The organism is Rhodococcus sp. APC 3903, assembly GCF_030407755.1.
Taxonomy (GTDB): Bacteria; Actinomycetota; Actinomycetes; order Mycobacteriales; family Mycobacteriaceae; genus Rhodococcus_F; species Rhodococcus_F erythropolis.
Genome location: NZ_JASDCV010000024.1, coordinates 1,309 through 23,318, shown reverse-complemented (window position 1 = coordinate 23,318; position 22,010 = coordinate 1,309). Strand labels below are relative to the sequence as shown.

The window sequence follows — 22,010 nt, the reverse complement described above, 5'->3', positions numbered from 1 at the left end:
ACGGCAGCATCCGACATGTCCGCGCATCACCCCGCCTCGCCGACCGAAGCCGATGAATGCACCCACCGAACGAGAGAAACCTCGCCGACCGATCGGCGGTATGGCAGCATTCGCCACATGACTAGCGAACGGATCGAAGTACAGCGCACCATCCGTGCCGACCCCGCATCGATCTTCGCGGTCCTCTGCGACCCTCAGGGGCACGTCGCCATCGACGGATCCGGAATGCTGATGGGCGCAGATGGCAAACTCGTGACCGCGACCGGCGACGAATTCGTCGTCCACATGGATCGCGAAGCTCTGGGCGACCTACCCATGGGACAGTATGACGTCACAGTGACGATCAAAACTTTTGTTCCCCAACGCGAAATAGCATGGACCATCCTCGGAACTGTCCGGCCTCCGATCGGGCACGTCTACGGATATCGGATCGAGCCGGCCGACGACGGCCACAGTTCCCTCGTGACCTCGTACTACGACTGGTCTGATATCGGCCCCACCTGGCGGCAAGCAGGAATCTTTCCCGTCATCGCCGAAGGATCTCTCAAAGCCACGCTCGGTATCCTTGCACGCACCGTAGCCAGAGGTTATCCGCGCTGACCCCGCCCGAAAGCCCAGCGTCGGGGCCGTGATGCTCCTCTTCCGCGAGCGCGCAGCCACCACCGTGACAATCGCAGCACTGATCGCCGGTGCCGTCGCAACCTCATGGATCTATCTCAACGGAATCTTCTTCCCCACAACGTCTTCAGTGAGTGCAATATCCTACGTTGCGCTCACAACCATCGCGCCGGCCGTGCCGCCTGTTATCTGATGGGCGCCGAAGCCACGCTGACGCATCCCAGCCGCCACCTCACCTGAACTCGCGACAAGAGGCTGCCAAAGAGTAGTAGACGAACCTCCACTGCAGCCCAACACGCCCGGCCTCCCCGTCACGAGGCACGGGTCCATCAGTTCATGAAGACCACGCCGCCCGACCTTCACTGGAATACCGAGAAGTTTTCTGCACGTTCACTTTTCGAGCACTGATCACGAATCGACTCGGCCCGCCAGCGACACTACATCAGTCACCCGATATCCACACGGCGAGCGCCTACGATCTCAGGCCTACACGCCCCTCCAGGCATGGGCCCGCACGATCCACCACGCCCGCCCACACCCCCGCGGGATCGCGTACCGCGGCAAATTTCCCGGTGCACTGTGCGGGGCGCTGCTCGAACAAGCAGCAGACCCTTCCCACCCGTCCGGCGCCATCACTGCCACCGTCCCGTATCGAAATCGCACGCCGAATCGACAGCGCTGCAGCGCACTGGGGTATAACGCCGTCTGACCCGGCAGGGTTGATCGCTACAACATTCTTCGACCTCCACGACAGATCACAGATATCCGGAAGCTTCTTTTGCTCCGGAGACGACGCAGAACAAAGGCAGCTTTCACGCAGGCGCCAGAAATCGGGCCCGATTCGCGCTACCGTTCTAGGCTATGGGGACCAGCTTCCACGGACCGAACCCGTGGCCACACATCACTCGCGCGATCCGCACGCGAGGCCCACGCTATGCCGCTGTCCCCTATCTCGGACACCTTGCGCCCGAACTACTTCCACTTCGCAGTGGAGACCTTCTGATCGTCAATGCTTCTACCGCGGCGATCCGCGCCCACGCCACTTCACCTGCCGTTCTTGCGCACTACCTCAGCAAGGGCGTTCGCATCCTGTCGTCGTCAACACTGCACGCCAAGGTCATCGTGACGAACCAACGAGCTGTAATCGGCTCGCCGAATGCTTCCGAAAATTCCACATTCACCCATGAAGCGGTCGTCATTTCCGATGACCCCCAAGTGGTTGCCGACAGTCGCGCGTTCATCAACAATATCGACGAAACCACTGCTGTAGACCAAATATTCATCGACAACGCCGCGCGCGAATGGGCGATCGGGCGTGCCGTACCCATACCCGGCATCACTGGCCGAATGCAGAACCTTGACAACGACTTTCCTCTAACTCCGACCAACCGAATATTTATCAGGCAAGTCAGCGATCACGAAACCTCCGTGCGCATCGCACCTGTGAAACAGACTTCAACGAAGCATCTTTCGGTCAGTCCGAGCGTGAGATATCGGCTCGAAACACTCAGACTCGGAAAACCAAGCAGCATGGCACGTGGGGACGTCGTCCTCCGCGTCTCCACGGACAACGAATTGTTATTGCCACCCGCCGTCGTGATATCCAACCAGGATCGAATACCGGATTCCCCCAGTCAATTTCAGTTCTTTCTCCGCGTTCGCAACGACCTGCTACCGCTTCCTGTGGCAGACACCGAGAGGTATCTCGTCGATGTCGGGCACCCCAGCGCACAACTGCGGTCCAACCACTACGTTCGCTCGCTCAGTCTTCGGGCCGAACTGTTGGCGTTGTGGAACCTTTGAGTCCTGAGAAACGAATGTTGACGGAATGCGAAGCATTCCTTCGAGTGCGCGAACAGCGCACCGTCAATACGTCGATCCGAGCAATGTACTCACGGAAGTCTAACGACGCACGACTCTAATGTTCGAATCCGGTGAACGAAATCCTCTGCGCAACTGCGATAAAGAGCATTCCGCGTGACAATATACGCGGATCGACCTCCCCCAACCGAAGTCCCTCACGATTCGCAGGCGAACACGAAGGCACAAACCCTCCCCGTTAGAAACCTACGTTCGGCAGCTGACAGGTTAAGGTGCCTTTCCGGATCTTTCAGGTGCTCCTCTCGACACGTGACCCGAGCCATCGAGCTCGCAGACGCACCATCGACTGTCCACAGACCCCCGTCTCCATCCATCTCCACGACACACGGCAGCAGCCTGCGGAAGCGCCGTCCAACACGCGGGTTACATAACCGCTCCCCCGCGTTCAGTCGCACATGAACCTCCCCGGCGTCTGACAGCATGAGAGCCAAGCATCTCCATCCGCTCCCGAAGAATCCAACCCGATTCCGACGCTAGACCCATCATCGAACCGCCGACCGCCAACGCACCCAAACTCCACCTTCAGCAAAGCCGCAGAGGTGGTCCGTCAAGCCCCTCCCTGGTCGGGCAGGCGGCGGGCTGTGAGGCGGCCGCCGCAAAATCCCTCAGAACTCCATGGCAACATCAACCACACGCGACACACCGAACAAGCGCGCCTACCCGTATCAGTTACAGATTGGTTCTAGTCTTTCCTCATGGCACAGCACAACAAGGGACCTCGCGGACACATCGCGACTCGTGCTCCCCTCAAGCAGCACAAGGTGTACGAGGATCGGGCCGCCGAACTCGGAATCCCTGCTGGGGATTACTCCGTGCTCATACTGGCCATCACCCACGGACTGGACATCCCGGACTACATCATCGACAAACTGCATCCGGACCAGCTGAGACTTCTCGAGGTCGAGGCAGCTGGATCACTGCGCCGCATCGAGCAACTTGCGGTCGGCGCATGAACTATCCCTAGACAGCGAACAACCCCCAGGGCTTGGCGGCATCGGGGGCTGTCCGTTTATGCGGTTGTGAGAGCTTCCCAGCTCCCTGACCACCACTAACCCCGTAAAGGAAGAGGCGGTGACCACCACTACCTCGAAAGGAAGAGGCGGTGCTTACTCGATGATATCGCAGAAACGCAATTCCGCCATACTCGCGGACGTATTCGCGGTGTCATTCTCGGCACGTCCAGATCACATTTCAGCTTTCGCGGCGCTCGGATCACACTTTCGCGTCCCGAATGTCCCATCCGAGCAAGCCAGCACCGTACCCATAGCGGTACCGACGTGCGGCCGCCGGATCGAACAGACCACCCGAACAACCGCGGCCGCAACGCGCGTACAGCGGATCCGCAGACAGGGAGGCCGCCCCTAGCCGACAACGAACGAAGTGCCCCGATACCTAACTAAACAGCGCAGACCTCTTGAAAAGCACAAAGGCCCCCGAAGGGGGTGATTGGGAGCGGACCGCATCGCGGCGAAATAAGGACTGGCAGGTCCTTGACGTCGACTGAGAACTGGCAGGTTCTCCGACATCTGTTCTCGAACATTCTCGAGAGGTGAGCTTCGAAAGTTAGCGCTTTCTCTGCTCGTACTGCATCCCCTGGAAGGGACTTACCTATGGCAGGTACGTCTCAGGGTAGCGCATACCCTGAATACAGCCCAACTCATTCCATATCACCAACCTTCGGCGTGTCGCACATCGGCACCCAATCCGCGGTCCCTCAATCGACAGAAGTCGACGAATGGCAAGCGGCAGTCGACGATGCTCTCTCACGTATCGCGCGCCTCGAATCCGCCACACGGCAACTCAACGAGTCCACTGACCAGCGAGGACGCTCTTGGTCCCTACCTGTCGAGCCAACGGAACAAGCACGCGTTCCAGTGTGGACATCACGCAGGGAATGGCTCCGCCAATTCCGGCATCACACCACCAGCCCGGCCGGCAAGGCATTGTGCGCGCGCAACCTGATCAAGCCCGACAAGGCTTACGCAGTGGCACAAGCTCACGCACATTTCGCCGAATCCCACACCGGCCGCGGGGTCTCCGCAGCGAAATCAACGATCGCTGCCCGGGCCAAAGTCAGCGAATCCTCTGTCAATCGCGCCAGGCGAGTGCTCATCGCTCTGGGAATGGGCATCGAACAGGTCCGGGGACGGAACCTCAAAACCCTGGAATTTCTGGCTGCTGAAGCCCATCACGGGGGTCAACAGCACCGCGCTGCATCGACATGGTCACTGTCATCCCCTCGAACAATCGTGGCAACGACACCTCAGCGCAAACTCGCCAAGACGCGACCGTCTCGCGCCTCTGAAAGAGCAACCCGCCACAGAGCTCGCAAATCTCTGAGGCCCGACGTCAATCGCGTCTATCAGCCCCACAGCAGTCGACCAGGGCCGATAGGAACTGACACCCTATCTAGTGTTGGTTTTTTATCTTTTGAAGTTCTTCCGTTAGGAAGAACTCACCAACGCGCGCACGCGCGAGCCCAGCTCACAACAAAAAAACGAAGCACTTCTCGGATCACACCGCGGCCTCTGGCACTTCAGAGGACTGCAGCCGAACTCGTCAACTATGCGCCGGCTCTCAGACCGACCGGACATATCGGGGCGATCTGTGATCTTCTCCGCGATGTCAAGATCGATACGACGCGATGGACAGGACGTGACATTGCACAGACGCTTTCCCGAGACACAGCAGATCGGGGGTGGATCTGGCCAACAAGATCAAGCCTGATCTCACCGTTGGCATACCTCAGACGCAGGCTCGATGGGATCGACTGGACCGGAGAATCACCCAGTGAACAGCGTAAATCGGCCGACCTGGCGCGAAAGAGGGAACAAGAATTACTTGAAAGCTCACATGTTCAGCGTACGAAAATGGCAGCGAACCCGGAGCACCGCGCCAAGATCCTAGCCAGCATTCGGGCACACCTGACATGCAAGCAGCAGCATTGAGGCTTTACTGGCCCCAATCCGGCCAAGCAATTCACGTCCGAAAAACACGCCTCACGCTGATCGACAAGCGTTGCCGAGAAGTGTGGCGATCCGTGGCACAGCACCCTGATCGCCACAGGTGTAAATACTCATGGCGACGTTGATCGGGACACAAAGAACCCGGAGGACAACATTTTGATCTAATACGCGGAGCTCCACAGCCATTTTCGGAGAACTGACCCCGCCCAAGCCAGTCAATGGCGGGCTGGCGGTCTGCTTCTCTGCGCTTGAAGAACGCCGCGCTGGTACGGGTTCAACATCCGAGAGGAGGTTGAAACAACTGCCGTTTCCTCCAATGCAGACGCGCCCGTAGGTATTCGGATCGTCTATCGATCTATCTCTCCGAGACATGTACCTGACTGAGCATCTTTATTTGCGCAGGTAAACGGCTTTTTGTGCAGAGAAGCATGGTGCGATCACTGCGTGTGACGCATGCTTTGCGAGGCATCCTGGTCGCGCATGCCATACATGCAATGCATGCCTTGCAACGCACGCATTGCATGTATGGCAGCGCTGTTGCGTGAAACGGTGGGCCCCCTTGCGTCGTTCGTAGCCGTCGGCACGGCAGCGCCGGCATCGTGCACGGGATACTTGTAGACGGGAAGCTGTCTCCATCCCCTCCCCCACTCGGTCGAGAAGTGCGTGTGTTTCGGCGTTGCGATTCATGCGTCGCTGTATTCGAAATGTGCCCACTCCCCCGAAAGTTCTGCTCGCAAAGCGGCGAAATCAAGCCTGACGGAACTGATTCTTCCCACCCCGTCCCCAAGCCTAATTTCGTCACTGTGACGTAAAGTTAGTGCCTGCTTGGACTCGCTTCGGTGATTCCGTCGCGGCCGAACTTCGACTGATCCGGATCTCCACACGTCCCTTCCCTTACACGTCCGGGTTCACACCGCGACCGACCTTTCGCGCAGAATTTTCGTTTCATCGCGGGCCCCGCTGTGTCCTGAGATGATTCCGCAATGTTGTTCGTGAGTTAGATGAGCACCCCGACTGCAGTCGGTCGGCTGTATCTCTCAACAGAATTGGAACCCCTCCCCCGATCAGTGCGGTTGTTCGTCCCACGCATGTCTCAGTTTTTTCACCATCCGTGCGGTTCACGTGAGTCCTTCCTTCTGCCCTGGATGTTCGGACCCCGATGGAATGAAATATGTTCTGGCCTTCAAAGGGGTACAGGGTTCTATTGAAGTGCGCCCGGCGCGAACATCAGAAAGTTTCTGAAGTGGCAGGCTGTCTTGCCCGCCTCGCAAGGTTGGCGCGTTCCTTCCATCCGCGGCAAGGGCGGTGCATTGGCGGATGGCTGGGCAGGACCGCTCGCGACGGTTGAGCAATTTGTTCTGTGCGCACAGCGGAGATTGCTGATTCCGATATTTCCGCCTTTAGTCAGTTGGCTGCCCAATAGCGTCCCTTCGGCTTCCACGAAAATCTGACGGAGACGGACTGTCACACGTTTCGATTCGGTGTCTGAAACGTCGCGCTATCGGGTGATCGTGGCAGCCAAGCTGCTCCCGGTCGGCCGAGCTTTCGCAACAATGTGTATCGCGCGCGGGTGATGTTTCGATTCGTTCGATGCCAGTGAGAGCATTGACCTGCTATTTTGCGTGTTCACGCAATGCGTGTACTGCATGCAGAAGTGAAGGACGTGCATGCATGCAAGGCGTGTTCGGCTAGCTCTGCGTGGCATGCGTGCATACTTCGCATCACGCGCGGTGCGTGCTTTGCGTGCGTTGTGTGAACCGCATGCAGAGCACCGCGTGCGTGCGGAGGGAGCACTGCGAGCGGTGCGTGCAAAGCATGCCATGCGTTGCATGTAATGGGTGCTTGGAGTGCGAGGTATGCATTGTGTGCAACGCACGCGGGGCGTGCTGACGACGCATGGATAGCGTGGCGAGCATGACATGCACGGGTTGCAGCGAACGCGTGGTGAGCATTGCACGCGTTGAACGCAAGGGTTGCACTTGATGCAATTCGTGCATGACACGCACAGAGTGCGTGGCTTGTATGTCACGCATGACATGCGTGTTATGCTACGCGCGCACGTAATGCACAGTGTGCGTGTTTCGCGAGCGGAGCAGACGTAGCATGCAATGCTTGGATTGCTCGTAACGCACAGTCTGCATGCAACCCACGTACAGCGTGGATTGCGCACACAGCAAGCAATGCACATATTGCGTGCAGCGCGTGGTTTACACGCAATGCACGCCTAGCAAGTGTCAACGCCCTCGATGAAAGGTCCGCAATGCAGCCACGCAAAATCGCACTCGGCAACCAGAAGGGTGGCGTAGGCAAGACGGCCTCCACTCTCGGGCTTGCCAGCGCCATCACCGCGGTCGGCGGAAAAGTACTTGTCGTCGACATGGACCAACAGGGCAATACGACCGGTGGCCTCGGCGTCACTCTCGAAGAGGGCATGATGACGGCCTACCACCTGATGAACCAGACCAGGGAAGGCATTGCAGCCGAGGCGATCATTGCCACCCCATGGGATGGCGTCGACCTCATTCCCGCAGACGAAGAGCTCGGCAAAATCGAATCGGATGGGTCGAATGACCTGGTGTTTCGCCTAGACGTTGCGTTCGAAGGACTCGACCTTTCTCCTTATGACGCTGTGCTTTTCGACTGCCCTCCCAATATGGGCAAGGTGCTGTTTGCGGTTCTTATTGCAGCAGATGGCGTTGTCGCCATCACCGAACCCACAATCGACAGTGTCGGCGGCGTTCAGAAGCTCGAAGAGACAATCGACACCGTTCGTAAACGGGCGAACCCGAAGCTGGAATTCGACAAGATCGTGATCAGTCGTAAACGATCCACCGGCGAACATGAGTTCAGAGAGAGCGAGCTACGGGAGACCTACGGCTCACTCGTCGCCAAGACATCGATCCCGGAACTCGCGGCCCGCCAGGACGCGCACTCGAATCGCACTCCGATTCACCAGTTCAAGGGTGGGAAAGCACTGACGCTGCAACTTGCCTACAGTGACTTGCTCGCTGAGTTGCCCATCGTGATCGGAGCCCCGGCATGAGCGTGAAGCGGGAACCTGCAATTCGTAAGACACATCCGGCTGAACTCATCCCGGAACGTCCGCCCAGGGGAGACGCGACCCCTGCGGCACCTGCAGCTACGCCACCATCGCCTTCAGCGGATCTCAGTGCCCGCAAAGATGAGGAGGAGAAGCTGTCGATGACCCACAACACGCGCATCAAACCTTCGACGAAGGATCGCCTCCGGCGTGGCGTCGACAAATTGCGGTACGAGACTGGCGATCGCGAAATCAGCGAGGCATCGATGACCGAGGCCGCGCTGGACGAATACTTGAAGGCCAGAGGACTATAAGAGGCCCGCGTGCATGGCGTGCACTGCGTGCACGCATGATGGGTTGTCTTGATTCTTGATTGTGGAGTTCGGCCCCGGGCGAGGGCATCGTGTGTTTCGGCTGGAAGACCTAATTAGAGGCGCCTGGTACGACAGCCGAGTAGGCATGTGTGGGGGACAGTTCCAAGGACCTCGATAGTGAGAACGGCTGTCGGGTGCGGGCGGGAGGTGAACCGCCGGGGCGGGAAGTCCTTGCTGTGCGCGCGCAATGCCATGTCCCTCTCATCTGCTGACTGCCCGTTCTGTAGAACTTGGAAGCCTTGGCAGCGCAAGCCTGGAGCAAATTGCGTGAACAATCCGTTGCAGTCACGCAATTCTCACGCAAAATTGCAGACCACCCCACGTCCCTCTGAGATCAACAGGCACGCAGCTGGAACGACATCACTGACGTGCTTTGAGTGCGACGCAAAAAGCATCAGTCGACTCTCGGATGCGTCCGCCAGAAATCGCTGTCAACCCTCACCGCACGCAAAACGGACGAAACGCAGGAGTACAACCAGAAGAAGTCTTCCGAAACCAGGAGGAGTCCCGCCGGCGGCAACCAGCGGGACTCCAGACCGAGAACACCCCTTGTAGGAAGGAAAACCCGATCATGGGTGATTTTAGTCTGCGCGCAGCGCGGATCCAGCTTGGAGCACTGATCGCCGCACTTCTCATCGCGATTTTCATCGCAATCGGGATCACCGCAGGCGCATTTGTCCTCTCCTTCGCGGTCCAACGGGACCTCGCGCGCCAAGGAACCATCCCCGAAAACCTCGCATGGATCTTTCCCGTCATCGTTGACAGTGCAATCTTCGGATCCACTGTCGCCATCGTCATTCTGAGCAAACTGAAGATGCATCGACGCGACAAGTACTTCTACGTTGCTGTTGCTGTTGCGGTGGTCGCGATCAGCATCCTCGGGAACGCCTACCATGCGTTCCACTCGGCAACAGTTGCGCAACAGGCCGTTGCGGCAGGTCAGAGTATCGGCTACACGCCTCTCGACCCGGCCGTTGCTGCCATGATCGCGGTCATTCCGCCGGTGCTCGTACTCGCCTTCACGCACGGTCTGGGAATCCTGATCAAAGCAACGGGTATTGCATATTCCGACTACAAGATCGAGATCGACAATGCTGCTGCAGGTGTGGGTGCGGTTGTTACGCAAAGCGTCGTGATGCGCAACGAAACAGCTGTAGGAGCCCAGCATTCTTTAGGCGTCGCAGAAACGCATGACGCGCAGGAAAGCGCTCCGCACCCGAGCCCCTCCGAACAAACGAGGTCCTCAGTGGACCCGGAGCCGTCGAACGTAGAGGCGGTGGCGCACGCCGAACTCGAATGGTTCATTGCCACATCGGACCTGCCCGACGCTGTCAAGGACACCGCACGACGCAAGCTTGCAGACCCGACTCTCACCTGGGAGATGATCGCCCAGACGTCCAACCCTCCTGTTGCAACATCGACTTCGTGGCGCCGATACGAAAAGTTCGATACCGCGGCCCGAGCGGCTGGCTTCGACAACCCGCCGCTCATCGACATGCGAGCCTCCGACACCCAGTTCACCGACCAACTCGTCACTACAACGTGAGTAGCGCCGCAACCCGCCAACGCCAAGGTTCCCGAGCGCCAGGAATTGCATCATCATGGAGGGGTTGACGACAGCAGAGTGCCCACAGACTGCAGGTAAGGAACCCGCGTTGACCGACCCAGACGACCGACACCGCGTGATCGTTCCGCCCGAACCGCGCCAGCGACCCCGACAACAGCGAGCGCACGAGACGTAGGCAAAGATCCTCAAGGCAGCTGCACGCTCCTTCTCGATCGATGGGTACACCGCTACCTCCATGAACGACATCGTTGCGGAGGCTGCCTCCACGAAAGGAGCCGTGTACTTCCACTTCGACTCCAAGGAAACGATCGCGCGAGAACTCATCAACCACTGGTTGACCGCGCTCGGCGGAATCCGACAATCAACCGACGAATCAGCAATACCAGCGATCGAGAAGTTGGCTGCATTCTTCTACGGTTCAGCGGCGCTTATAGCCGACGATGCCCTGGCCCGAGCCGGCCTCAGGCTCACCACAGAAGCAGGTCTCGATATTGCCCCACCCGCGTTCCGTGAGTGGGTGGAACTCGTCAGCCGACTCGTCGATACTGCGATCGCAGACGGACAGCTTCCCGCCTCTGCCGCCCAGCGCCTGGCAGCGAATCTGTGCGCGGGATTTATCGGCGCAGTTCAAGTCATACAGGTACTGGGCGACCCTGGAGATTTCACTTCACGCATCGACGACTTAGTGAACGCGTATTTGATTTCAGATGCGTAGTCCGCGCGCTGGCGAGGTCGTGAGTAGGGGAGAGGAACCGGACTCAATCCTCGCGGTGACGTCGCCAACCGTGTGCACGGTGTACTGCTAATTCCTCGCCGGTAGCGAGGCAGTCGTGTCGTCGAGGGGAGTGACAAAGTGCCTGACATCGAGAGTCGAACCTCGTAGAGCTTTGTCTCATAGCGAATATTTCAGCGATCCGAGCCGTACCGACGTGGAGATGTCACCATCGATGGGACCGTCACTGAGACTGAAGGACACCAGATAGAGATCGACCGATAGAAGACAGCGGAAACCGTGTGCGTGGGAAGGTGTGCCGCGTCGGGGCCGCTGAGTACTTCATCGGCCCTTGCCTCCCGTTGAAATGATTGGTTCCAGAACTCGCACGCGATGGTGGTACCAAAACGAATCCCACTTCGGTACCATCAGCATATGAGCACGCAGATCGCGGTACGACTACCGGACGAGATCGTGGAATTTCTCGACGACGAAGTCAGGGAACATCGCGCCGCCTCGCGAGCCTCACTAGTGTTGCGCGCGCTCGAACGGGAGCGTCGCCGTCAGATAGCCGCACGAGACGCGGAGATCCTCTCGGCCGCAACATCCGAACATGATCTGAGCCCCCTCGCTCACCACGCCGTGAATCGACAGCCAACAGGCTTGACGTGATGCGACCAATTCATGAAGCCAACCTCGACACAGTTCGGCCGGTCCTCGTACTCACCCGAGGGATGGTCCGTCCACACCTTGGGACCGTCACGGTAGCGCCCATCACCGGCGAGATCCGAGGACTGTCCACCGAGGTGTCCGTCAGCGCCGCTAACGGACTATCCGCCGACGCGGTGGTCAGTTGCGACCACATCACGACCATTCCCGTGAGTGCACTCGGCAACATCATCGGTTATTTTCTTCCAGCGCAAGAGGAATCACTGTCCATAGCCGTGCGCGCCGCCTTCGATCTCGAATGATGACGACAGTGAACGGAAAGGATGAAACATGGCGCTGAAGAAAGGGGAGCAGTTCACGCTATTCGAGCTCGAGCCACCAGAATCCGCTACTCGTTCGGACGAAGTTCCCGAACCCGATCAGCCTTCTCTGTTCGACGTTGACGACACCGCTTGTCTCGAAACGGATTCCGGGGTTGCGGAGCACCCCCGGACCGACGACGTCATCGCCCCTCTGGATGAGCGCGCCAACGGAATGGAAACGGAACCCACCCAGGCGTCAGAACGGGGCGCAACCGAACCGGCCGCCCTTCCTCCCGCCAGCGAGGCAGCAGACGGCCACGCCGTTATTGTCACAGCAGCCGGCACCTACACACCATCTGGCCACACACTCACCGGCCCAGTCGATTCCATCGAAAAACTCGACAAACTCATCAGATGGGCAACGCTCACCCCGCTGGGCGCACCGGCACAGATCTGGATAGTCGGAATCGAAGCTTGCGAGATGCTCGGATGGATCATCGACCCAGGCAGCGAAGACGACGTCGACGACATGGAAATCCTCCGCACCCGCGCTGCCGAAGAACTCACCGCGATCCTCCACGCCACGCTGACCCCGATGCTGACCGCAGGATGGGAACTCCGCGGAGAACCCGGCCACGTCGTTCACCTCTCCCGCACCACCGGGAACTTCACATCCATGGTCGACATTTTCATCGAACCCTACGTGTGGACCTACTGGAACAAAGACTTCGGATGGGGCAATCGCGTGGGGGACATGGGGATCCTCGGATCACCCACCGCCGGAACCTACCTCCCCGACGACGACCTCCCCGCTGCGCAGGAACTGGGACGCCGACTCGCCTGGTGTGCACAACACCTCGGCGTGCTACCCGGCCCCACCCCAGCACGCACCGGCGCCGCCATCGTCGACAAGATCAAACGCGACCGCACCCGCAGCGGTAAAGGAATCGTCGTCACTGTCGGTGGACCGGTCCCACCGCTGGACGGTGAACCCCGCGGAGATCTCGAACCTGCAGTCGGATGGACCCGCATCCCGGACCTCGAAGAACTTTCCGATGCAACACAACTGGTATCGATAGACCAACGAGCTGCGTACCTCGCTTCGGCTGGCATGCTCGAATTCGGCTACGGAAAACCTCGACATCTTCGCGGCGAGAACGCGCTCGACGCTGCGCGGCAATCGAAAACCCCGTTCGGACTCTGGCGTGTAACCCTCCCACCGGGTGACATGCTGGCGCTCCCACCCGCTCTACCGTTGCCTCACCCACACATGCTCGCCGACCAACCTGTGCAGACCTGGATCACCACCGTCAGCCTCGATGCACTTCAAACGTCCATCGCCGATGGCGGAATCGGCGCAGAACTCGACGACCTCGACATCGCAGAAGCGTGGGTCTACCCCGAACAGGGTCGAGCCCTCGACAAGTGGGCGAAAATCTTGAGAGAGGCCCGCAAAGTTGCCGTCGACACCGGCGACACAGCAATGAAACGGTTCATCGGCGCCTGCTACAAGGGTTACATCGGCCGAATGGTCAACCCCGACATGTGGACCGCCAAACAAATGCAACACCATCACCAACCGCTCTGGCGAGCAGCGATCATCGCACACTGCCGCTGGCGAGGCCGCCGCGTCGCGATGCGCATCGCACGCGAAACCGGGCGTTGGCCACTGCGCACCGTCACCGACTCCTGGGTCTACCCCCTGCCCCCGGGCATCGACATCGCAGACGAGAGTGACGCACTCGGGAAAATGACTCTGGAAAAGAGCGCCCCGCTCACCGAAAACATAACCGTCATGCTGACCGACGCCCGCGACACCCACGAGATCAACCTCGCACTCAAAGCTGCGTTCACCGACGAAGATGAAGGAAACATATAGTGGCCCTGCATCTTCCGAAACCACGATCTACCAAACCCGCACAAAAGACCGTCGGCTTGGACGGACTCAACGTATCCGTCTCGACAGCAGCAACCAGCGGTATCGAAAAGTCCAAATCGGTCAAAAGTGGGGGATTAGCCGGACTCACCAGCAAAGTCTCCGTACGCCAGATCCGTACCGAAATCGGTAAAGAAGGCCTACGGCAAGCAGCTGTCGACGCCGGGAGAAAGCCCCCATCTGACCGAACACTGCGCCGCTGGGCGCAGCAAGGACGAATCCCGCACCCCGACGTCACCGAACGTGCACAACGGCGAGCCGCCATCGAACGCCTCGGTGGAATCGACGCTGTCGCAAAGAAAATCGGCCGTTCACGATCAGCGGTCTCTCGCTACCGTTCCGGCGAAACGAACGAGCTGCGCGCTGACGCGAAAAAGAAACTCAAGAACGTCAAAGCTCGCGACATCATGGACCGCGCCGGCGTCCTACGACCCGACGGGCAACCCAAAAAGGCCACCATCCGAGTCCGCGGGGGAGTGTCCGTCCGCAACGGTTCCGAAGAAGGCTACGACTACCGAGTGCGTACCCTCGACTTCGCGAACTCCGACAGCCCCTTCAGTCTCGACGAAACACGCGAACTCGCCATGGCTTTGGCCAACGACGATCATGCCCGGGTGGTTGCCATCCTCGAACGTCACGCCACGATGGATTACCCTGAAAACAAGGGATTCGACCAGTACGGCGACACCTTCGGATTTCACTTCGATTCCATCGAATCCGTCCACATCGACTGGACATAGAACTGCCCTGCCCCTCGACGCACCGGGCAGGACCAGGTATCTCGTTCGCAGACCCTCGTGCGAACCACCGGTGGCGATCTCGGCACCAGTGGATATGTCGGCCAGGTTCGGAATCGAATGGCGCCTCTCAGTCGGAGTTGTTAGGTTTGACGGGCAGTTGGGAGTCGAGTTCGGAGACGGTGGCTTCCACAGCTGCCGCGATCTCGTCGTCGGTAGGGACGAGATCGCGAACCTGGGAGGGGAGAGTCTCATAGGTGTAGTCGGCTACGGCGAGGGGTGCAGTTGTCCCGGCAAGTGAATACCGGACGACGTTGTCGTTGCGACCGGCGCAGAGCAAGATTCCCACAGTCGGGGCGTGGATGTCCTTGTTGCGGAGGTTGTCGTCGATCCACGAAACATAGAAGCCGAGCTTCCCGACATACTCCGGCTCAAACCTGCCTACCTTCAACTCGACGACGACGAACCTCGCTTGCACCCAGTTGAAGAACAGCAAGTCGATATAGAAATCCTGATCACCGACCTCGAAATGGTACTGGCGTCCAACAAAAGCGAACCCGTGTCCCAGCTCGAGGAGGAACTGCTTCAGCCGACGCATCAGCGCGGACTCCAGCTCCCGCTCCGCGACACGTTCGGTGATGTCGAGAAAATCGAAGACGTACGGGTCACGCACCAATTGCTGAGCGAGATCAGAATCCTCGGCCGGAAGATGGTCCTGAAAATTCGACGGTGCCGCACCGATCCTGCGCCGTAAACCGCTGTTGATCTGATTTTGCAGCACATTGCGCGACCACCCGTGTTCAGCAGCCGTTGATGCATACCAGTCGCGGTCGGACTGGTTATCCAGCTTGTCGAGCAATACCGTCACATGACCCCACGGCAATTGGCCAACAGGTTGTTGGCCAATTGCATCGCGCCCCCAGATGCTCGCCATCTGCCGCATGTACTTCAGATTGGTCCGCGACAACCCACGCATGTCGGGAAAGGCCGATCGAAGATCGACGGCGAGCCTGTCGATCACCTTTGAACCCCAGCCCTCGGCCTCTTGACGCTGCACGATCGCGTGCCCTATGTCCCAATACAGGCTGAGCAGTTCGGTGTTGACGATTCGGGTGGCGCGAACTCGCGCTTGCCGAACTTGCGACTTGAGATGGTCGAGAAACTGGGCATAGTCGGCGGGCAGTTCGGCTGGAGCATTCACCCATCCATCTTTACCCAGCGCTGTTGGGAACGCCCACCGGACATGCCCCCACTGGACACCTCAGCCCGCAGGAACGGCGACTCGGGCTTGGATGCGCGCTAGACGCAGGATCACCCGGCCCTCGTACAGCTCAGTTCTTCACAGGGCGGATTGATCGGAGTGAATACGTCCAGCACTATAGCGGCCCTCACCTGAAATCGGGCGCTTCAGACCTGCCCGCGCGCGGACAGGTACACCGTGTTCCCTGGTCGAGAAAGGTTCTCATGCCGTTCCTAGGTTCGACCATCCACCGTCCGGTATGCATGCTGATGACGGCAACAGTCGTCGCAGCCTCCATCGCTTTGATGTCGCCGGGCATCGCGTCCGCCCAATCAAACGGATGCTCGAAGACTTTCAACCTGTTCATCCCCGGAACCTGGGAAACCGCAGAAGACGCCGATCCCTCGATCCCGGTCGGTATGCTCAAACCGATCGCCCACAGCATCGCGGACACGAACGGTAGCGCGGCACAGGTCCACACTCTGCCGTACATGGCCCGAGCCTTCGACAACGGAAAAACCTACGCAGACAGCAAATCTGATGGTTTGACGAGGGCGAAGGACGTGATCGCCGAGATCGCAACGAAATGCTCCGACACCAAATTCACCATCACCGGCTATTCCCAGGGCGCGGACATCGCAGGTGATCTTGCCTCTGAAATCGGCAACGGCTCCGGCCCCATCAAGGCAGAGCAAGTCCTCGCGGTCGGGCTTCTCGCCGATCCCGGTTCCGGAACGAACGGCGAAGCAGTCATCGGCCCGAAGCCGTCAGGAAAGGGGATCGCCGATCCGCGGCCGCAGGGCATGGGGAAGCTGTCGGGCCGGGTCGCGTCGATCTGCGATCCGAAAGACCTCTACTGCTCGATCCAAAAAGGTTCGAGCCCGCTGCTCGGATCGCTGGGTTCAGTGCTCACCAAAGCTCCGAGTGCTGGAGTTGACGGCCAGGTAGGCGACAATTCACACCTGGCCACCGCGCTAGCGTCGGATTTCTCCCAAGCCGACCTTCCCAGCCTCGCCACAGCCACTGGCAATCTGACCAGTGAACTCTCGAAGACGGACGGCACAGTCGACCTCGAGAAGGTCGCCTCCAGCGCGACAACTCTGGCGAACACCATCAGTCCGCTCGCGGAACTACTCGGCTCCGGAGCCGCCAACCCTGCGGCGAACGGGCAGCTCGCTGCAGCTCCCGCCGGAACAGCCGAAAACAATGCCAGCCACGTTCTAGACAAGGCCGGAGAATCTGATCTCAGCAGCGCGCTCGCGACAGTGACCGCGATCGCCGACACCGCGAGCACGCTCGCCAGCAAGGGCTCCACGACGCTGCCTGCCTCATCTCCGGACCTGACCTCCCTATCGACCGCCGCTGGCACCCTCGACAACCAGATCGCCCCGCTCGCAACAACACCGAGCGACGTCCTCAGTTCCGCCTCCAGAATCCTCTCCTTACTCAAACCCACGGCGGTCATCAACCAAGTCCTGGGCGTCGCCACCGGGCTCACCTCCCTGGATATGCCTGCGATCCTGGCGAACCTGAACCTTCTCCCGCAGAAGGTCGCCGCGCTCGACGCGCAAGGCGCACACACGGTCGCAGGAGATCTGAACAACCAGCTCTCCCCGCTGGTGAAGATGGCCGCCGGTGTCGATCTGAAATGGGTCTCGCAGGTCCTGTCGGTAATCCCGGATCCGTCCGGTTACTCGCAGGTCGCCGCGCTCGCCGCGTCGATCCTGGGAGGAGTCGACATCATCAGGCTCGCCACCCTCGTTGGGCAGGTGCAGGAAATCGCTTGGGCCGCAGTCGAGAAGCTGTTACCGCCGCTAGGACAGCTCCCCGACCCCCTCGGAGCCGGAGCTGCCATGGCCGGCCTCGTCCCGGTCGGACTCGAACTCGCCGCTGTCGCGGTCAACATGCTGTCCGGCAAAGCTACGAAGACTGATCCGACATTGCTCGGCAAGCAGTCCTCGACGGCCGCCACCATCACCACTCAGGCGCAGAATCTGGATCTTCCAGCACTGGCTGGTTCGTTGACCACGATGGCTAACTCACCGGGCGCAAACGCCATTGCCTCGCTGGTAGGGGAGGGGCTCGACGCGGCGTCCTTCTTCGCCTCCGGAGCACACCAGAACTACAACTCGCTCGTCGTCGACAACGCCGGCCGCAACGCGATCCAGTGGATCTCCGACTGGCTCAACCTGCAGATCGCACGTGCAAGATGACCAGATGCCGCGCCCGCTACCCGGTTTCTCGGTGGAGTATGCGCGCCCACTGCCAACACCGCGGCTATTTCACCAGGAGCGATGCTCGGGCGGGCTAAAACGAATTATCGCGCCCTCACAGAGCTTATTCCGCAGCGCAGTCGGTCATTTTCGGGTGATGATGGTCCGCGGTACGGGTCGATACATTCGGACACGGATGGATTCACAGAGGTGGGCGGGAATCAGCTCGTCGTTGTGTGAAATGGACGAGTCAAGGGGGTCGGCCACCAATGCGGCCGCGTTGTTGTCTGCATACATTGTTCGGCGCTGATCGAGGGGGAAATTGCGAAAACCGCCGGGGCCGGTGACGGAGAGCACGGAGAGCCTCGCGTCGAGACCGCTTCTGACTTCCGGATCGATCCGCGCACGCAGAGCGTGCGTTCGGAGTTCTGCACGATATGCGATTGCTGCGCAATGGTATTCATAGTTTCTTTACTTTCGGAGAGGGCTGGTGAATCCCTGGCGGCGTGAAGTTGATGTCGCGACGAGTGCGGCGGCGACCAAAGCGAATGCAGCCCAGGGCAATGAACCCGCATCGGAGGAATCGAGCAGAAGCCCGCCGAGGATGGCGCCACCGGCGATGCCGATGTTCCAAAATGTCACCACGCGAGATTGAGCGACGTCGCCCGAAGCACCTGCAGCCTCGGCTGATGCGGTTTGAAGAAGGGTGGCGGCGCCTCCGAACGCCAGTCCCCACACCGCCGTACCGACAAAGACGGGCCACACGGTTTCGCCTGCGATCCCCACCCACTGGCGCACGCACTCCAAGTCCTTGATCACATTGCTTCCACCCTAAGTTGGCTCCAATTCGGAATAGTCAGACGGTTCGGGCGCTCAGTTATGTTCTGGCAGAACTCTATTCCGGATACGGGATCAACGCCGCCAACGCGTTCACCATGTAGGCCGGAATGAAACTTTCCTGATCTATTTCGGCCAGGGGTCCTGGATCGTCATCCCTCCGTCGGTGATGATTGCTTGTCCGGTGAAGTAGCCGGCTGCCGGAGAAAAGAGAAAGGCGATCACGTCGGCAATCTCGGAAGGTTCGGCAAAAGCAAGTGTTTTGACGACGGCCTCGATGCCGCCTTTGGCTGCGCTGTAGCCGAGCCGTTCGGGGATGCCTAGGTGGACTCCCATTGACGAGATTGCCACGATGGCACCGTTGTCACTAGCTTTCAAGTGTGGATATGCTGCTTGTGCGATCCTGATTGTGCCCATCAGGTGAATATCGAGTAGCCGTTCGATGGACTCGTAGGTCACCGAATGAGACGGTGAAGGATCGACGACGCCGGCACATGCTTCCACTCCGTCGATTCTCCCGTATCTTCCCAATGTCGCTGCCACCAGGTTATTTACGGATTCGTTTGACCGAGCGTCTGCACTGATCCCGAGGTCGCCGCCCTCGGGTAATCGCGCGACAACCTCACAGGCTCTGAATGGGTCAAAGGGCGGCTACGACGATGCGGTTTCCGCGCTGCGCGAGCAGGTTGCAGGCCGCTACACCGATGCCGCTGGCAGGACTTCGCTAAGCGCCGTCCGTGCGTCGCGGCGATGGCATCGGACCATTCCCGCTGCGCTCGGTGCTTGCTAGTATCGAAGTTCTCGAGATCGTTGTGGTGCAACGGATTCCGGTACTCGTCCGATTCAGTCGTGTGTCATACCTGTGGCCTCTCGTTCTACGAGCCACGGCAGGGTTCAGGGTTGCGGTTCGGAGTGGATGCGGGCCGGAAGGATTCAAGCCGCTGAAACGGAGAGGGACCGCGGCGCGGCTCACTTTTAGTGCACCTGTTGGGGCGGTGAGGGGCTGTCGTTGATCTCCGCCGGATGATCGGACGCCTGGCCGTTAGTGGTGGTATCTGGCTGCGCGTGCGACGAGGACGGGAGCGGTCGATGTCGACGTGACAGGTGGATTCTCCAACTGTCCTGCGGGTCCAAGAGTCAGCCATCTCCTTCCTCGTACTGTCCGGTGTGCAGTCACGCATGGATATTTCCTGTAGCAAATTGCTACAATGAACTTGGGTGTTGTAGCGAAGGAGGAGCCATGACGGAAGTCGTCGACAAGGTCACCAGATTCTCATCAGAGCTCGTCGATGCCGCGGCAGCGGAAGGACAGCGCGAGCATCGCTCGGCACGCCAGCAGCTCGAGCACTGGGCCCGGGTCGGTCGTGAGGTGTCGAACCAGCGACAGGTCGCACGTCAGCGTGTCGAGGCCGCCCTCGCCGGTCGTACCCCACTGAGCGTGCTCTCCGCGGAGGAGGGCGCGGTGTTCAACGCGGAGATCGCGGCGACCCTTGAAGAATCGATCGCGACAGGTAACCATGTCTCTGATCGCGCAGTTCAGGGGCGCGCTACGATTTCGCTCGACGAGCACGGGCGGGTCGTCAAGTATCTGCCTGACGGTTCGCAGATCGTCTTGTGAGACGTCTCGATCTTGTCATCGGGCCGAACGGTGCCGGCAAATCGACGTTCGTCGAGCAGCGTCTCGCGCCCCTGCTTCCCGGCAGCGTGCTTGTCAACGCGGATGTGATCGCTAAAAATCGCTGGCCTGATGCGGCCGAGGAGCATTCCTACGAGGCCGCACGGATTGCGGCGACCATGCGCGATGTCCTGATCGATCGGGGTGAGTCATTCATCGCCGAGACGGTGTTTTCGCATCCATCGGAATTGGAGTTGATCGACCGTGCGCGCCGGGCCGGGTTCGTTGTTGTTCTCCACGTGGTCCTGGTTCCGGTCGAGTTGTCGGTGGCTCGTGTCGCCGAGCGGGTTGTCGAGGGTGGGCATTCGGTGCCGGAGGTGAAGATTCGCGAGCGATTCGGCCGGCTGTGGTCGTTGGTCGTCGACGCGATCGATCGATCCGACCACGCGACCGTGTACGACAACACTGCCCCGGATGTCACGCGCATTGTTGCCCGGTTCGTCGACGGCGATCCGGTCGGCGAGACTACGTGGCCGGCATGGACTCCGGCCGAGTTCCTGAGAGCGCCGACGTAGGTTTTCGATCCCGGGCTTGTCGAGCTCCTGCGTGAGCGGCGGTGCTAGCGTCCACGCCGCCTCGCCTTCTATGAAGAGCTTCGTTGTTTGGCGTTGTCGGCCGGCGTCAAGAAAGTTGTCGTGAGCTTGAACCCAGCTGACCGGGACTCCCTCCGCTTGAGTGCGGTCGACGAGGTTCGCGGTGCGGTTGAGGATCGCGGCAGCGTCGAAGCATCCAGCCAACACTCCTACCTGCAGGTCTATGACGATAAGAGCTGTCAACGAGGGCACGATGCGAGTGTGCCAGTGAACTATTCCGGAGGGCGATTGGCGTGCGGTGGGGTGATGTTCGCGCTGCAAACGTGCCGCCGTCTGTCGCTTCGATCCACAGTCGACCGCTGCGACCACACGATCCGTTCACCGGCCCTCGCCGATCCGTGGGAGTTCTATCCGTCCCTCGAAACCTGCCGCCGGCTCGTATCCATGGCATACCTCTTTGGGTGCAGTTACGGACACGGTGTCCGATGACGGGCCGGATTAACCGTACGTGTCACCGACGTCGAGGACACAGCCCGCAACCTCCGCGAGGCCGCGAAGATCCTCCGCAGTAACCGGCAACTTACCCAACCGCTCCCCGGAACTCTCATGCCCACTGGCGACAGCAAAGGACCTCGACGTGACACTCTCACCGGCCACCGGCCACCGGCCACCGGCCACCGGCCACCGGCCACCGGCCACCGGCCACCGGC

Annotated in this window: 19 protein-coding genes and 1 pseudogene; 15 read left to right on the top strand and 5 right to left on the bottom strand. The window is 59.9% G+C overall.

Annotation, left to right across the window (positions count from 1 at the left end; genetic code table 11):
- Positions 1–117 precede the first annotated feature (117 nt).
- From QMA15_RS26680 to QMA15_RS26620, 12 genes are all read left to right on the top strand, one after another.
- Complete coding sequence (locus tag QMA15_RS26680) at positions 118–600, top strand: polyketide cyclase (RefSeq protein WP_290287217.1); 483 nt, start codon at positions 118–120, stop codon at positions 598–600.
- 28 nt (positions 601–628) lie between these two features.
- The gene (locus tag QMA15_RS26675; protein WP_290287215.1) at positions 629–811 is read left to right on the top strand and encodes a hypothetical protein; all 183 of its coding nucleotides are present in this window, start codon (positions 629–631) and stop codon (positions 809–811) included.
- 668 nt (positions 812–1,479) lie between these two features.
- Complete coding sequence (locus QMA15_RS26665; protein WP_290287214.1) at positions 1,480–2,421, top strand: phospholipase D family protein; 942 nt, start codon at positions 1,480–1,482, stop codon at positions 2,419–2,421.
- A 773-nt stretch (positions 2,422–3,194) separates the two neighbouring features.
- Positions 3,195–3,452 carry a hypothetical protein gene (locus QMA15_RS26660; RefSeq protein ID WP_007733695.1) on the top strand — a complete coding sequence of 86 codons (258 nt, stop codon included), beginning with the start codon at positions 3,195–3,197 and terminating at the stop codon, positions 3,450–3,452.
- 4,273 nt (positions 3,453–7,725) lie between these two features.
- Positions 7,726–8,508: a ParA family protein gene (locus tag QMA15_RS26655; RefSeq protein ID WP_007733691.1), complete on the top strand. Its 783-nt coding sequence runs from the start codon at positions 7,726–7,728 to the stop codon at positions 8,506–8,508.
- Positions 8,509–8,666: 158 nt separating this feature from the next.
- On the top strand, positions 8,667–8,819 hold the full coding sequence (locus QMA15_RS26650; protein WP_007733689.1) for a hypothetical protein: 153 nt from the start codon (positions 8,667–8,669) through the stop codon (positions 8,817–8,819).
- Between the two features lie 631 nt (positions 8,820–9,450).
- The gene (locus QMA15_RS26645; protein ID WP_290287205.1) at positions 9,451–10,425 is read left to right on the top strand and encodes a DUF2637 domain-containing protein; all 975 of its coding nucleotides are present in this window, start codon (positions 9,451–9,453) and stop codon (positions 10,423–10,425) included.
- A gap of 202 nt (positions 10,426–10,627) precedes the next feature.
- Positions 10,628–11,161: a TetR/AcrR family transcriptional regulator gene (locus QMA15_RS26640; protein ID WP_290287339.1), complete on the top strand. Its 534-nt coding sequence runs from the start codon at positions 10,628–10,630 to the stop codon at positions 11,159–11,161.
- A gap of 432 nt (positions 11,162–11,593) precedes the next feature.
- Complete coding sequence (locus tag QMA15_RS26635; RefSeq protein ID WP_133729175.1) at positions 11,594–11,830, top strand: YlcI/YnfO family protein; 237 nt, start codon at positions 11,594–11,596, stop codon at positions 11,828–11,830.
- Positions 11,830–12,129, top strand: a complete 300-nt coding sequence (locus QMA15_RS26630) for a type II toxin-antitoxin system PemK/MazF family toxin (RefSeq protein ID WP_290287202.1) — start codon at positions 11,830–11,832, stop codon at positions 12,127–12,129. The genes QMA15_RS26635 and QMA15_RS26630 overlap by 1 nt, the downstream gene beginning before the upstream one ends.
- Positions 12,130–12,157: 28 nt before the next feature.
- Positions 12,158–14,008 carry a hypothetical protein gene (locus QMA15_RS26625; RefSeq protein ID WP_290287200.1) on the top strand — a complete coding sequence of 617 codons (1,851 nt, stop codon included), beginning with the start codon at positions 12,158–12,160 and terminating at the stop codon, positions 14,006–14,008.
- Positions 14,008–14,805 (top strand): hypothetical protein, encoded by a 798-nt coding sequence (locus QMA15_RS26620; protein WP_007733683.1) that lies wholly within the window; start codon positions 14,008–14,010, stop codon positions 14,803–14,805. The genes QMA15_RS26625 and QMA15_RS26620 overlap by 1 nt, the downstream gene beginning before the upstream one ends.
- A 127-nt stretch (positions 14,806–14,932) precedes the next feature.
- Here the strand turns inward: QMA15_RS26620 and QMA15_RS26615 are convergent, their stop codons facing one another.
- Positions 14,933–16,003, bottom strand: coding sequence for a PDDEXK nuclease domain-containing protein (locus QMA15_RS26615; protein WP_290287197.1), 1,071 nt, complete (start codon positions 16,001–16,003; stop codon positions 14,933–14,935).
- A gap of 263 nt (positions 16,004–16,266) precedes the next feature.
- On the opposite strand from QMA15_RS26615, the gene QMA15_RS26610 reads away from it, so the two are divergent.
- On the top strand, positions 16,267–18,255 hold the full coding sequence (locus QMA15_RS26610) for a cutinase family protein (protein ID WP_290287195.1): 1,989 nt from the start codon (positions 16,267–16,269) through the stop codon (positions 18,253–18,255).
- A gap of 471 nt (positions 18,256–18,726) precedes the next feature.
- Here the strand turns inward: QMA15_RS26610 and QMA15_RS26605 are convergent, their stop codons facing one another.
- Both QMA15_RS26605 and QMA15_RS26600 read right to left on the bottom strand, forming a co-directional pair.
- A complete protein-coding gene (locus QMA15_RS26605; protein WP_290287193.1) occupies positions 18,727–19,074 on the bottom strand; it encodes a hypothetical protein in 348 nt (115 codons plus the stop codon).
- A 144-nt stretch (positions 19,075–19,218) separates the two neighbouring features.
- A complete protein-coding gene (locus QMA15_RS26600; RefSeq protein ID WP_356702439.1) occupies positions 19,219–19,635 on the bottom strand; it encodes an SDR family oxidoreductase in 417 nt (138 codons plus the stop codon).
- A 697-nt stretch (positions 19,636–20,332) separates the two neighbouring features.
- Between QMA15_RS26600 and QMA15_RS26595 the strand changes: the two genes are divergently transcribed.
- Together QMA15_RS26595 and QMA15_RS26590 are read left to right on the top strand one after the other, a co-directional pair.
- Positions 20,333–20,710: a hypothetical protein gene (locus tag QMA15_RS26595; protein ID WP_290287191.1), complete on the top strand. Its 378-nt coding sequence runs from the start codon at positions 20,333–20,335 to the stop codon at positions 20,708–20,710.
- Positions 20,707–21,282: an AAA family ATPase gene (locus QMA15_RS26590; protein WP_290287190.1), complete on the top strand. Its 576-nt coding sequence runs from the start codon at positions 20,707–20,709 to the stop codon at positions 21,280–21,282. Before QMA15_RS26595 ends, QMA15_RS26590 begins: the two co-directional genes overlap by 4 nt.
- A 30-nt stretch (positions 21,283–21,312) precedes the next feature.
- Here QMA15_RS26590 and QMA15_RS32850 read toward each other — a convergent pair.
- Together QMA15_RS32850 and QMA15_RS26585 are read right to left on the bottom strand one after the other, a co-directional pair.
- Positions 21,313–21,552 (bottom strand): annotated as a pseudogene (locus QMA15_RS32850) (isochorismatase family protein); the annotation flags it as partial.
- 246 nt (positions 21,553–21,798) lie between these two features.
- Positions 21,799–22,010: hypothetical protein (locus QMA15_RS26585; protein WP_290287188.1), on the bottom strand; the 212-nt coding region annotated here is incomplete at its 5' end.